The sequence below is a fragment of the Leclercia sp. M-A074-M genome (assembly GCF_965195605.1).
Taxonomy (GTDB): Bacteria; Pseudomonadota; Gammaproteobacteria; order Enterobacterales; family Enterobacteriaceae; genus Enterobacter.
In genome coordinates this window covers 95,485-107,254 of sequence record NZ_CBDAHM010000002.1, presented here as the reverse complement: position 1 = coordinate 107,254, position 11,770 = coordinate 95,485, and the positions used below count along the sequence as shown (strand labels likewise).

Genomic DNA, 11,770 nt, shown 5'->3' with positions numbered 1-11,770 from the left:
AGGATAAACCATCTTTAATCGCCCACCAAAAATGAGGGGGTAATCATCCCTGCAAGCCCGGGGATGGCTATAAAAACATTTACGGTGAATATCATTAGCACCTTAACCTTATCCGAAATGACACGGCGTATCAATTTGCCGCAATAAAATATTATTGCTTTCATTCGCAAGCGTTTCATTCTCGCGCCGGGTACTTATCATTACCTGAGTCACTGACAGACCCTGTCATCAGAAACGCTTTTTTTAGCCAAAAGCGAAAAATAATATCACCGACAAAAGTAAGGACATGCGCTATACTTGCCGCCTTTTTCGACAACCTGTCGATTTTTGGCGGGCCTCATTGCCGCCGGTTCGCACTATTTTGAGGAGAACACCATGCAGCTTCCACACTGTCCTAAATGCAACTCTGAATACACCTATGAAGATAACGGTATGTTCATCTGCCCGGAATGCGCTTACGAATGGAACAACGCAGAACCCGTAGCCGAGAGCGATGAGCTGATCGTTAAAGATGCCAACGGCAACCTGCTGGCGGATGGCGACAACGTCACCGTCATTAAAGATCTGAAGGTCAAAGGCAGCTCTTCAATGCTGAAGATCGGCACCAAAGTGAAGGGCATCCGTCTGGTCGAGGGCGACCACAATATCGACTGTAAAATTGACGGCTTCGGCCCGATGAAGCTCAAATCCGAGTTCGTGAAGAAGAACTGATTTGTCGTTGTCTTTTGAGGCCCGGCAAGCGCAGCGCCGCCGGGCACTTTTGCCGGATGCGCTTCGCTTATCAGGCCTACAAATACCTCCCCCTTCTCGTTGATCGCCTGTCATCGCTTTCACCTCAACTCTTCAAACTCTCGCAACCAACACTTAACCTAAATGTCACATTGATCCGCCAGCATGAGGCCACATTTGAATTGAGGCCTTACCCATGCACACTGTCATCCGTGTCGAGAAACTCAGCAAGACCTTCCATCACAACAAGGCTCTGCATGCCGTTGATCTGACCGTCCAGCAGGGCGAAATGGTAGCGCTGCTCGGGCCATCCGGTTCAGGTAAATCCACTCTTCTGCGCCACTTAAGCGGCCTCATCACCTGCGACAAAACCTCAGAAAGCCACGTTGAGCTGCTGGGCAATACCGTGCAGCGCGCGGGCCGTCTGGCGAGTGATATCCGCAAAAGCCGCGCCCAGACCGGCTACATCTTCCAGCAGTTCAACCTGGTGAACCGCCTGACGGTGCTGGAGAACGTGCTGATTGGCGCGCTCGGCAGCACCCCGTTCTGGCGCACCTGTCTGCGCTGGTTCTCGCCAGCTCAGAAGCAGGAGGCGCTGCAGGCGCTCACCCGCGTCGGCATGGCCCACTTCGCCCACCAGCGCGTCTCCACCCTTTCTGGCGGTCAGCAGCAGCGCGTGGCCATTGCCCGGGCGCTGATGCAGAAAGCCAAAATCATTCTCGCCGATGAGCCGATCGCCTCGCTGGACCCGGAGTCGGCCCGCATCGTCATGGAAACCCTGCGCGACATTAACCGCAAGGACGGCATCACCGTGGTGGTCACGCTGCACCAGGTGGATTACGCCCTGCGCTACTGCGAGCGCATCGTCGCCCTGCGTCAGGGGCACGTCTTCTTCGATGGCGCCAGCCATCAGTTTGATAACGAACGCTTTGATCATCTCTACCGCAGCATTAACCGCGTCGAAGAGCGCGCGCAGGCTGCTTAACGTCCCCACAATGAGGAATGGAAATGAGCTATAAGACGGTTGCCGCGCTGGCCTTCACCAGCATGTTCAGCATCAGCACCCTATTCAGCCCTGCGTTTGCAGAGGAGCAGGAAAAAGCGCTGAATTTCGGCATTATTTCGACGGAATCACAGCAGAACCTGAAGCCACAGTGGGAACCGTTCCTGAAAGATATGGAAACCAAACTGGGGATCAAAGTGAACGCCTTCTTCGCCCCGGACTACGCGGGCATCATCCAGGGGATGCGCTTCAATAAAGTGGATATCGCCTGGTACGGCAACCTCTCGGCGATGGAAGCGGTGGATCGTGCCAACGGTCAGGTCTTTGCGCAAACCGTGGCCGCCGACGGCTCCCCGGGTTACTGGAGCGTGCTGATCGTCAACAAAGACAGTCCGATCAACAACCTCAACGACATGCTCTCCCGGCGTAAAGAGCTCACCTTTGGCAACGGCGATCCCAACTCCACATCAGGCTTCCTGGTGCCGGGCTATTACGTCTTTGCCAAAAACAATGTCTCCACCAGCGAATTCAAACGCACGGTCAACGCCGGGCATGAAACCAACGCCCTGGCCGTCGCCAACAAACAGGTGGATGTTGCCACCAACAACACCGAAAACCTCGACAAGCTGAAGACCTCCGCGCCAGACAAGCTGAAACAACTGAAGGTGATCTGGAAATCCCCGCTGATCCCGGGCGACCCGATTGTGTGGCGTAAGAACCTCTCCGAAAGCACCAAGGAGAAGGTGTACGACTTCTTTATGAACTACGGCAAAACCGCGGAAGAGAAAACCGTGCTGGAACGCCTGGGCTGGGCGCCGTTCCGCGCCTCCAGCGACCTGCAGCTGGTGCCGATTCGCCAGCTGGCGCTGTTCAAACAGATCCAGGGCGTGAAGGACAACAAGACGCTGAAAGAGGAAGAGAAGAACAGCAAGCTGTCTGAAATTCAGGCGCAGCTGGACGATCTCGACCGCCTGACCGCCGCGCTGGGCGCGATGACCAGCGTGACCAAAGCGGTGCAGTGATTAAGTCCCCTCTCCCTTAAGGGAGAGGGAGAACAGATTAAGGAGCACACATGCAAACCATCACCCTCCCACCGCCAAAACGCAGCTGGTTCTCGCTAATAAGCTGGGCCATCCTGCTGGCGGTGCTGGTTATCTCCTGGAAGGGCGCGGAAATGGCCCCGCTGACGCTGATCCAGGACTCGGGCAACATGGCGACCTTCGCCGCCGACTTCTTCCCGCCGGACTTCAGCCAGTGGCAGGACTACCTCAGCGAAATGGCCGTCACGCTGCAAATTGCCGTCTGGGGCACCGCCCTGGCCGTGGTGCTCTCCATTCCCTTCGGCCTGATGAGTGCCGACAACATTGTGCCGTGGTGGGTTTACCAGCCGGTGCGCCGCCTGATGGACGCCTGCCGCGCCATCAACGAAATGGTCTTTGCGATGCTGTTCGTGGTCGCCGTCGGTCTCGGTCCCTTCGCCGGGGTGCTGGCGCTTTTTATTCACACCACCGGCGTACTCTCCAAGCTGCTTTCGGAAGCGGTAGAAGCCATTGAGCCCGGCCCGGTCGAAGGCATTCGCGCCACCGGTGCCAACAAAATTGAAGAGATCCTTTACGGCGTGCTGCCCCAGGTGATGCCGCTGCTCATCTCCTACTCCCTCTACCGCTTTGAGTCCAACGTCCGCTCCGCCACCGTTGTTGGCATGGTGGGCGCAGGCGGAATTGGCGTCACCCTGTGGGAAGCGATTCGCGGTTTCCAGTTCCAGCAAACCTGCGCCCTGATGGTGCTCATCATCATCACCGTCAGCCTGCTGGACTTCCTCTCTCAACGTTTGCGTAAGCACTTCATCTGAGAAGCGAGGCTTTGATTTGTATGCACTTATCCAGACATCCGACCAGTTACCCCACCCGCTGGCAAGAGATTGCGGCGAAGCTCGAAGTGGAGCTGCGCACGCACTACCGCTGCGGGGACTATCTACCTGCGGAACAGCAGCTTGCCGACCGCTATGAAGTCAACCGTCACACCCTGCGCCGGGCCATTGACCAGTTGGTGGAGCGCGGCTGGGTGCAGCGCCGCCAGGGCGTCGGCGTGCTGGTGCTGATGCGCCCGTTCGACTACCCGCTCAACGCCCAGGCGCGCTTCAGCCAGAACCTGCTGGATCAGGGCAGCCACCCCACCAGCGAAAAGCTGCTCTCGGTGCTGCGTCCGGCCTCCAGCCACGTGGCGGATGCGCTGGGGATCCAGGAGGGGGACAACGTCATCCACCTGCGTACCCTGCGCCGGGTCAATGGCGTGGCGGTGTGCCAGATCGATCACTACTTCGCGGACCTGGCCCTCTGGCCGGTGCTGCAACATTTCACCAGCGGCTCGCTGCATGACTTTCTGCAGGATGCCACGGGGGTTGCGCTCAAACGCACCCAGACGCGCATCAGCGCCCGCCGCGCCCAGGCCAAAGAGAGCAAGGTGCTGGAGATCCCCAATATGGCGCCTCTGCTCTGCGTGCGCACCCTTAACCACCGTGACGGCGAGGTGAACGCGACGGAGTACTCCGTCAGCCTGACCCGCGCCGACATGATTGAATTCACCATGGAGCACTGAATGCATTTCGATACCTCCACCCGTCAGCACTGGATGGCGGTGCTAGCCCACAGCCAGCCTGCGGCGCTTGCCGCGCGGATGTCGGCGCTGAGCCTGTCGCCCGCTTATGAACTGATCCGCGCGCCTGAAACCGGACTGGTGCAGATCCAGGCGCGGATGGGCGGTACCGGGGCCCGCTACTTCGCTGGCGATGCCACCCTGACCCGCGCCGTGGTGCGTCTTGCCAGCGGCACCCTCGGCTACAGCTACCTGCTCGGGCGTAACAAACCCCACGCCGAGCAGTGCGCCGTTGTGGACGCCCTGCTGCAGGAAGCGCCCCATTTTCAGGCCCTGATGGAAACCGTTATTGCCCCGCTGGAAGCCGACCGCGCCGCACGCCTTGCCGCCCGTCAGGCCGAAGTGAACACCAGCCGGGTCGACTTCTTTACGCTCGTTCGCGGAGACAACGCATGACACTTCACCCCGCTTTTACCCTTGCCGTGCAGGATGCCCAGCACAGCTTTCGTCGTCTGCTGAAAGCGATGAGCGAGCCGGGCGTCATCGTCTCGCTGCATCAGCTTAAGCATGGCTGGCAGCCGCTGAACCTCGCCACCACCAGCGTGCTGCTGACCCTGGCCGATAACGACACCCCGGTCTGGCTGTCGGGCTCCGTCAGCAACGATATCGTCAGCAGCAACCTGCGTTTTCATACCAGCGCCCCGCTGGTGGAGCAGCCGCAGCAGGCGGTGTTCGCCGTCGCCGACGAGCAGATCGGCCACGAGCAGCTCAACGCCCTGAGCGAGGGCACCGCTGTGGCGCCGGAGACCAGCGCCACCCTGATTTTGCAGGTCTCCAGCCTGAGTGGCGGACGCATGCTGCGCCTGACCGGGGCCGGCATCGCCGAGGAGCGGATGGTCGCCCCGCAGCTGCCGGAGTGCATCATTCACGAGCTGACCGAGCGCCCGCACCCGTTTCCGCTGGGCATCGACCTGCTGCTGACCTGCGGCGAGCGCCTGCTGGCGATCCCGCGAACCACCCACGTGGAGGTGTGCTGATGTACGTTGCCGTCAAAGGGGGCGAGAAGGCGATCGCCGCCGCCCACTCGTTGCAGGAGCACAGACGCCGGGGCGATGAGCAGATCCCCGAGCTGAGCGTCGCCCAGATTGAACAGCAGTTGAACCTGGCCGTTGACCGGGTAATGACCGAAGGCGGCATCGCCGATCGCGAGCTGGCGGCCCTGGCGCTGAAGCAGGCCAGCGGCGATAACGTCGAGGCCATCTTCCTGCTGCGCGCCTACCGCACTACGCTGGCGAAGCTGGCGGTGAGCGAGCCCATCAACACCGCAGAGATGCGCCTGGAGCGCCGTATTTCGGCGGTCTATAAAGACATTCCCGGCGGCCAGCTGCTTGGCCCGACCTACGATTACACTCACCGCCTGCTCGATTTCACCCTGCTGGCAAACGGCGAAGCCCCTCGCCTTACCCCCTCAAACACCAAGCAGGACGCCGCGCCGCACGTCTTTAGCCTGCTGGCCAATCAGGGGCTGGCGAAAGCGGAAGAAGATTATGGCGATGAGCCAGACGACATCACCCGCACGCCGCCGGTTTACCCCTGTTCACGTTCATCGCGCCTGCAGCAGCTGATGCGCGGCGACGAGGGCTACCTGCTGGCGCTGGCCTACTCCACCCAGCGTGGCTATGGCCGTAACCACCCCTTCGCGGGGGAGATCCGCAGCGGCTATATCGACATCAATATTGTGCCGGAAGAGCTGGGATTTGCGGTGAACGTCGGTGAAATGCTGATGACCGAATGCGAAATGGTGAACGGCTTCGTCACCCCGGATAACGACGCGCCGCACTTCACCCGCGGCTACGGCCTGGTGTTCGGCATGGGCGAGCGCAAGGCGATGGCGATGGCGCTGGTTGACCGCGCCCTTCAGGCTCCCGACTACGACGAGAACATTACTGGCCCGGCGCAGGACGAGGAGTTTGTGCTGGCCCATGCGGATAACGTTGAGGCCGCAGGCTTTGTCTCGCACCTCAAGCTGCCGCACTACGTCGATTTCCAGGCTGAACTGGAGCTGCTTAAACGTCTGCAACAGGAGCGCGACAATGGCTAACCTCAGCGGCTACAACTTTGCTTATCTGGATGAGCAAACCAAACGCATGATCCGCCGCGCCATTTTAAAAGCGGTCGCCATCCCCGGCTATCAGGTGCCGTTCGGTGGCCGTGAAATGCCCATGCCCTACGGCTGGGGCACCGGCGGGATTCAGATCACCGCCAGCGTGATTGGCGAAGCGGACGTGCTGAAGGTGATTGACCAGGGGGCGGACGACACTACCAACGCCGTCTCGATCCGCCAGTTCTTTACGCGCGTGACGGGGGTGAACACCACCGAGCGCACCGAAGACGCCACGCTGATCCAGACCCGCCACCGCATCCCGGAGACCCCGCTCGTTGAAGATCAGATTTTGATTTTCCAGGTGCCGATCCCCGAACCGCTGCGCTTTATCGAGCCGCGCGAAACCGAAACCCGCACCATGCACGCCCTGGAAGAGTACGGCGTAATGCAGGTGAAGCTGTATGAGGATATCGCCCGCTTCGGCCACATCGCCACCACCTACGCCTACCCGGTGAAGGTGAACGGGCGCTACGTGATGGACCCGTCACCAATCCCGAAGTTCGATAACCCGAAGATGGACATGATGCCCGCCCTGCAACTCTTTGGCGCCGGGCGCGAAAAACGCATCTACGCCGTGCCGCCCTACACGCGGGTTGAGAGCCTCGACTTTGACGATCACCCGTTTACGGTGCAGGAGTGGGATGAGCCGTGCGCCATCTGTGGGTCGAAGCACAGCTATCTCGACGAAGTGGTTCTGGATGACACCGGCAAACGGATGTTTGTCTGCTCCGATACCGATTTTTGCCGCCAACAGAGCGAGGCCAACAGCCAATGAAACCGCTGCTTTCGGTCACTAACCTGACCCATCTTTATGCGCCGGGCAAAGGCTTCAGCGACGTGTCGTTTGACCTGTGGCCGGGGGAAGTGCTGGGGATTGTCGGCGAGTCCGGCTCCGGCAAAACCACCCTGCTGAAATCCCTCTCGGCGCGCCTGACGCCGCAGAACGGCGACATTCTCTATGACGGCCACTCGCTGTATGGCATGAGCGAGGCCGAGCGACGTCGCCTGCTGCGCACCGAGTGGGGCGTGGTGCATCAGCATCCGATGGATGGCCTGCGCCGCCAGGTCTCGGCGGGGGGCAACATCGGCGAACGGCTGATGGCCACCGGCGCGCGCCACTACGGCGACATCCGCGCGACGGCGAAACAGTGGCTGGAGGAGGTGGAGATCCCGGCGTCGCGCATCGACGACCTACCCACCACCTTCTCCGGCGGGATGCAGCAGCGCCTGCAGATCGCCCGCAACCTGGTTACCCATCCGAAACTGGTCTTTATGGATGAACCTACCGGTGGGCTGGACGTGTCGGTGCAGGCCCGCCTGCTGGATCTGCTCCGCGGTCTGGTGGTGGAGCTGAACCTGGCGGTGGTGATTGTCACCCACGACCTGGGCGTTGCCCGCCTGCTGGCGGACCGTCTGCTGGTGATGAAGAGCGGCGAAGTGGTGGAAAGTGGGCTGACCGACCGGGTACTCGACGATCCCCACCATCCTTACACCCAGTTGCTGGTGTCGTCCGTATTGCAGAATTGAGGTTGCTGTTGCCGGGTGGCGGCTTCGCCTGACCCGGCCTACGAACCGCGCTCTTTGTAGGCCGGGTAAGCGAAGCGCCACCCGGCAAGAAAACGCCACGAGGCCAAAATGATCCACGTACAAAACGTAAGTAAGACCTTTGTACTCCACCAGCAAAACGGCGTGCGCCTGCCGGTGCTGCAAAACGCCTCCCTTGAGGTAAAAAATGGCGAATGCGTGGTGCTGCACGGCCACTCCGGCAGCGGCAAATCGACCCTGCTGCGCTCGCTGTATGCCAACTACCTGCCGGACGAAGGCCATATCCATGTGCGCCACGGCGACGAATGGGTCGATCTGGTGCAGGCCCCGGCGCGTAAGGTGCGGGACGTCAGGCGCACCACCATTGGCTGGGTCAGCCAGTTTTTACGGGTGATCCCGCGCGTTCCGGCGCTGGAGGTGGTGATGCAGCCGCTGCTGGATCTGGGCGTACCGCGCAACATCTGCGCCGCCAAAGCCGCCAGCCTGCTGACGCGCCTTAACGTGCCGGAGCGCCTGTGGCATCTCGCCCCCTCCACCTTCTCCGGCGGCGAGCAGCAGCGGGTGAATATAGCCCGCGGCTTTATCGTCGATTACCCGATTTTACTGCTCGATGAACCGACCGCCTCGCTGGATGCCAAAAACAGCGCAGCGGTTATTGAACTGATCGAAGAGGCCAAAGCGCGCGGCGCAGCGATCGTCGGGATCTTCCACGACGACGCGGTGCGGGATCGCGTGGCGGATCGTCTGCACCCGATGGGGATCACCGCATGATCGTCAATAACGTAAAACTGGTGCTGAAAAACGAGGTCGTTGACGGCTCCATCGACATTCAGGACGGCATCATTCGCGCCTTTGCCGAAACCCAAAGCCGCCTGCCGGAAGCGATGGACGGTGAAGGCGGCTGGCTGCTGCCAGGGCTGATTGAGCTGCACACCGACAACATGGATAAGTTCTTCACCCCGCGGCCCAAAGTGGACTGGCCCGCCCATTCGGCAATGAGCAGCCACGACGGGATGATGGTCGCCAGCGGCATCACCACGGTGCTGGATGCGGTGGCGATTGGCGACGTGCGCGACGGCGGCGATCGTCTGGAGAATCTGGAGAAGATGATCAACGCCGTGGAAGAGACGCAGAAGCGCGGCCTCAACCGCGCCGAGCACCGCCTGCACCTGCGCTGCGAGCTACCCCATCACACCACCCTGCCGCTGTTCGAGAAGCTGGTGGACCGTGAGCCGGTCACTCTGGTGTCGCTGATGGATCACTCTCCGGGCCAGCGCCAGTTCGCTAATATCGAAAAGTATCGTGAATATTATCAGGGTAAATATGCCCTCAACGACGCGCAGATGGCGCGCTACGAAGAGGAGCAGCTTCAGCTTGCCGCCCGCTGGTCGCAGCCCAACCGCCAGGCCATTGCTGCGCTGTGCCGGGCGCGCAATATCGCCCTCGCCAGCCATGACGACGCCACCGCGGATCATGTGCTTGAATCCCGGCAGCTTGGCAGTGTGATCGCCGAATTTCCTACCACGTTCGAAGCCGCAGAGGCCTCCCGCCAGCACGGAATGAACGTGCTGATGGGCGCCCCGAATATCGTGCGCGGCGGCTCGCACTCCGGCAACGTAGCGGCAAGCCAGCTCGCTTCCCTCGGCCTGCTGGATATCCTCTCCTCCGATTACTACCCCGCCAGCCTGCTGGATGCGGCGTTCCGGGTGGCGGACGACGAGGAGAATCGTTTTACCCTGCCGCAGGCGATCCGCCTGGTGACCCGCAACCCGGCGCAGGCGCTCAACCTGCACGATCGCGGGGTGATTGGCGAAGGCAAGCGGGCGGACCTGGTGCTGGCGCACCGTAAAGGCGAGCACATTCATATCGACCACGTCTGGCGTCAGGGAAAACGGGTGTTCTGATGGGAAGACTAATCTGGTTAATGGGGCCTTCCGGCTCCGGAAAAGATAGCCTGCTGGCGGCGTTGCGCGAGCAGCCTCATCCACAACTGCTGGTGGCGCACCGCTATATCACGCGCGCCGCTACTGCCGGGAGCGAAAACCACATCGCCCTCAGCGAGCCGGAGTTTTTTACCCGCGCCGGGCAGCATCTGTTTGCCCTGAGCTGGCACGCTAATGGCTATTATTATGGGGTGGGTCTGGAGATCGATCTCTGGCTGCACGCCGGGTTCGACGTGGTGGTAAACGGCTCGCGCGCCCATCTGCCCCAGGCGCAGGCGCGTTACGCCGGGGCATTGCTGCCGATCTGCCTGCAGGTGTCGCCGGAGATCCTGCGTAGCCGGCTGCAGGCGCGTGGGCGGGAGAGCGCTAAAGAGATCGACCAGCGGCTGGCGCGCGCCGCCCGTTATACGCCGTCCGACTGCCCGATCCTTAACAATGACGGCAGTTTGCATCAGTCTGTCGACAACTTCCTTTCACTCATTAGCCAGAAGGAGAAAAACCATGCCCGAGTGTGAGTTGCGCCCCGCCACCGCGGAGGACGTTGACGCGGTCTATGGCCTGATCTGTGAGTTAAAACAGGCGGAGCTTGACCGTTCGGCGTTCCATGCGGGGTTCGCGGCCAATCTGCAGGATCACAATATGCGTTACCAGCTGGCGGAACAGGATGGACATATCATCGGGATGATCGGCCTGCACATGCAGTTTCACCTGCATCACGCCAACTGGATCGGCGAGATCCAGGAGCTGGTGGTGATGCCGCAGGCGCGCGGTCTGAAGGTCGGCAGCCGGCTGCTGGCCTGGGCGGAAGAAGAGGCCCGCCACGCCGGGGCGGAGATGACCGAGCTCTCCACCAGCGTAAAGCGTCTCGATGCGCACCGCTTTTATCTTCGTGAAGGGTATACCCAGAGCCACTTCCGCTTCACTAAACCTCTGTAAGGAGGCGCCATGAGTCTGACCATTACGTTAACGGGAACCGGTGGCGCCCAGCTGGTGCCCGCTTTTGGCTGCGACTGTCCGGCCTGCCGCCGGGCGCGTTTGCAGGAAGATTATCGCCGTCGCCCCTGTAGCGCGGTGGTCAAATTCAATGATGCGGTGACGCTGCTGGATGCCGGGATCCCGCACCTGATGGACGACTGGCCTGCGGGCAGTTTTCAGCAGATTTTACTCACCCATTACCATATGGATCATGTCCAGGGGCTGTTTCCGCTGCGCTGGGGCGTGGGGGCGACCATTCCGGTTTACGGCCCGCCAGATGAAGCCGGGTGCGACGATCTCTTTAAACATCCCGGCCTTCTCGACTTTAGCCATACTCTCGAGCCGTTTGTGGTCTTTGAACTCCAGGGCCTGCGGGTGACGCCGCTGCCGCTCAACCATTCGAAGCTGACTTTTGGCTATCTGCTGGAGAGCGCCCACAGCCGCGTGGCCTGGCTCTCCGATACCGCCGGACTGCCGGAGAAAACGGTGAAGTTTCTGCTCAACAACCAGCCGCAGGCGATCGTGATTGACTGTAGCCATGCGCCGCAGGACGAGCCCCCGCGCAACCACTGCGATTTAAATACGGTTATTGCGCTCAATCAGGTAATTGTCTGCCCGCAGGTGATCCTGACCCATATCAGCCATGAGTTTGACGTGTGGATGATGGACAACCCGCTCCCTGTGGGGTTTGAAGCGGGGTATGACGGGATGGTACTGGCGCTGGACTGAGGTATCGCAATGCCGGGTGGCGGCTTCGCCTTACCCGGCCTACAAAACCGTAGGCCCGTGCAAGCGGCGCGCCGCCGGGCATTGGCA

15 protein-coding genes are annotated in these 11,770 nt (G+C 61.0%); all 15 read left to right on the top strand.

What is annotated here, in order from left to right:
• The first annotated feature begins 375 nt into the window (after positions 1–375).
• The 15 genes from ACOKCT_RS04190 to phnP all read left to right on the top strand — a co-directional run bounded on the left by ACOKCT_RS04190 (position 376) and on the right by phnP (position 11,683).
• Positions 376–711 carry a zinc ribbon domain-containing protein YjdM gene (locus tag ACOKCT_RS04190; RefSeq protein ID WP_156653751.1) on the top strand — a complete coding sequence of 112 codons (336 nt, stop codon included), beginning with the start codon at positions 376–378 and terminating at the stop codon, positions 709–711.
• Between the two features lie 214 nt (positions 712–925).
• Entirely contained in the window at positions 926–1,714 is a 789-nt protein-coding gene (gene phnC, locus ACOKCT_RS04185; RefSeq protein WP_103177910.1) for a phosphonate ABC transporter ATP-binding protein, read from the top strand.
• A gap of 23 nt (positions 1,715–1,737) precedes the next feature.
• Positions 1,738–2,754: a phosphonate ABC transporter substrate-binding protein gene (gene phnD / locus ACOKCT_RS04180; protein WP_420193190.1), complete on the top strand. Its 1,017-nt coding sequence runs from the start codon at positions 1,738–1,740 to the stop codon at positions 2,752–2,754.
• Between the two features lie 50 nt (positions 2,755–2,804).
• A complete protein-coding gene (gene phnE / locus ACOKCT_RS04175; protein ID WP_159340249.1) occupies positions 2,805–3,584 on the top strand; it encodes a phosphonate ABC transporter, permease protein PhnE in 780 nt (259 codons plus the stop codon).
• 20 nt (positions 3,585–3,604) lie between these two features.
• Positions 3,605–4,330, top strand: coding sequence for a phosphonate metabolism transcriptional regulator PhnF (gene phnF, locus ACOKCT_RS04170; RefSeq protein ID WP_103177907.1), 726 nt, complete (start codon positions 3,605–3,607; stop codon positions 4,328–4,330).
• On the top strand, positions 4,331–4,783 hold the full coding sequence (gene phnG / locus ACOKCT_RS04165) for a phosphonate C-P lyase system protein PhnG (RefSeq protein WP_103177906.1): 453 nt from the start codon (positions 4,331–4,333) through the stop codon (positions 4,781–4,783).
• Entirely contained in the window at positions 4,780–5,364 is a 585-nt protein-coding gene (phnH, locus tag ACOKCT_RS04160) for a phosphonate C-P lyase system protein PhnH (protein WP_103177905.1), read from the top strand. Before phnG ends, phnH begins: the two co-directional genes overlap by 4 nt.
• Complete coding sequence (locus ACOKCT_RS04155; protein WP_420193189.1) at positions 5,364–6,428, top strand: carbon-phosphorus lyase complex subunit PhnI; 1,065 nt, start codon at positions 5,364–5,366, stop codon at positions 6,426–6,428. The genes phnH and ACOKCT_RS04155 overlap by 1 nt, the downstream gene beginning before the upstream one ends.
• Positions 6,421–7,266 carry an alpha-D-ribose 1-methylphosphonate 5-phosphate C-P-lyase PhnJ gene (gene phnJ / locus ACOKCT_RS04150; protein ID WP_103177903.1) on the top strand — a complete coding sequence of 282 codons (846 nt, stop codon included), beginning with the start codon at positions 6,421–6,423 and terminating at the stop codon, positions 7,264–7,266. Before ACOKCT_RS04155 ends, phnJ begins: the two co-directional genes overlap by 8 nt.
• A complete protein-coding gene (gene phnK / locus ACOKCT_RS04145) occupies positions 7,263–8,018 on the top strand; it encodes a phosphonate C-P lyase system protein PhnK (protein WP_156653748.1) in 756 nt (251 codons plus the stop codon). Before phnJ ends, phnK begins: the two co-directional genes overlap by 4 nt.
• A gap of 108 nt (positions 8,019–8,126) precedes the next feature.
• The gene (phnL, locus tag ACOKCT_RS04140) at positions 8,127–8,807 is read left to right on the top strand and encodes a phosphonate C-P lyase system protein PhnL (protein WP_420193188.1); all 681 of its coding nucleotides are present in this window, start codon (positions 8,127–8,129) and stop codon (positions 8,805–8,807) included.
• On the top strand, positions 8,804–9,940 hold the full coding sequence (gene phnM / locus ACOKCT_RS04135; protein ID WP_420193187.1) for an alpha-D-ribose 1-methylphosphonate 5-triphosphate diphosphatase: 1,137 nt from the start codon (positions 8,804–8,806) through the stop codon (positions 9,938–9,940). The genes phnL and phnM overlap by 4 nt, the downstream gene beginning before the upstream one ends.
• Complete coding sequence (gene phnN / locus ACOKCT_RS04130) at positions 9,937–10,494, top strand: ribose 1,5-bisphosphokinase (protein WP_103177899.1); 558 nt, start codon at positions 9,937–9,939, stop codon at positions 10,492–10,494. Before phnM ends, phnN begins: the two co-directional genes overlap by 4 nt.
• Entirely contained in the window at positions 10,481–10,915 is a 435-nt protein-coding gene (gene phnO / locus ACOKCT_RS04125) for an aminoalkylphosphonate N-acetyltransferase (RefSeq protein WP_103177898.1), read from the top strand. The genes phnN and phnO overlap by 14 nt, the downstream gene beginning before the upstream one ends.
• A 9-nt stretch (positions 10,916–10,924) precedes the next feature.
• Positions 10,925–11,683, top strand: coding sequence for a phosphonate metabolism protein PhnP (phnP, locus tag ACOKCT_RS04120; RefSeq protein WP_159340254.1), 759 nt, complete (start codon positions 10,925–10,927; stop codon positions 11,681–11,683).
• Positions 11,684–11,770: the final 87 nt, after the last annotated feature.

Excerpts from the sequence above, each read along its gene's own strand:
- ACOKCT_RS04190 (WP_156653751.1), top strand. The coding sequence starts at position 376 with ATGCAGCTTCCACACTGTCCTAAATGCAACTCTGAATACACCTATGAA.
- phnC (WP_103177910.1), top strand. The coding sequence starts at position 926 with ATGCACACTGTCATCCGTGTCGAGAAACTCAGCAAGACCTTCCATCAC.
- phnD (WP_420193190.1), top strand. The coding sequence starts at position 1,738 with ATGAGCTATAAGACGGTTGCCGCGCTGGCCTTCACCAGCATGTTCAGC.
- phnE (WP_159340249.1), top strand. The coding sequence starts at position 2,805 with ATGCAAACCATCACCCTCCCACCGCCAAAACGCAGCTGGTTCTCGCTA.
- phnF (WP_103177907.1), top strand. The coding sequence starts at position 3,605 with ATGCACTTATCCAGACATCCGACCAGTTACCCCACCCGCTGGCAAGAG.
- phnG (WP_103177906.1), top strand. The coding sequence starts at position 4,331 with ATGCATTTCGATACCTCCACCCGTCAGCACTGGATGGCGGTGCTAGCC.
- phnH (WP_103177905.1), top strand. The coding sequence starts at position 4,780 with ATGACACTTCACCCCGCTTTTACCCTTGCCGTGCAGGATGCCCAGCAC.
- ACOKCT_RS04155 (WP_420193189.1), top strand. The coding sequence starts at position 5,364 with ATGTACGTTGCCGTCAAAGGGGGCGAGAAGGCGATCGCCGCCGCCCAC.
- phnJ (WP_103177903.1), top strand. The coding sequence starts at position 6,421 with ATGGCTAACCTCAGCGGCTACAACTTTGCTTATCTGGATGAGCAAACC.
- phnK (WP_156653748.1), top strand. The coding sequence starts at position 7,263 with ATGAAACCGCTGCTTTCGGTCACTAACCTGACCCATCTTTATGCGCCG.
- phnL (WP_420193188.1), top strand. The coding sequence starts at position 8,127 with ATGATCCACGTACAAAACGTAAGTAAGACCTTTGTACTCCACCAGCAA.
- phnM (WP_420193187.1), top strand. The coding sequence starts at position 8,804 with ATGATCGTCAATAACGTAAAACTGGTGCTGAAAAACGAGGTCGTTGAC.
- phnO (WP_103177898.1), top strand. The coding sequence starts at position 10,481 with ATGCCCGAGTGTGAGTTGCGCCCCGCCACCGCGGAGGACGTTGACGCG.
- phnP (WP_159340254.1), top strand. The coding sequence starts at position 10,925 with ATGAGTCTGACCATTACGTTAACGGGAACCGGTGGCGCCCAGCTGGTG.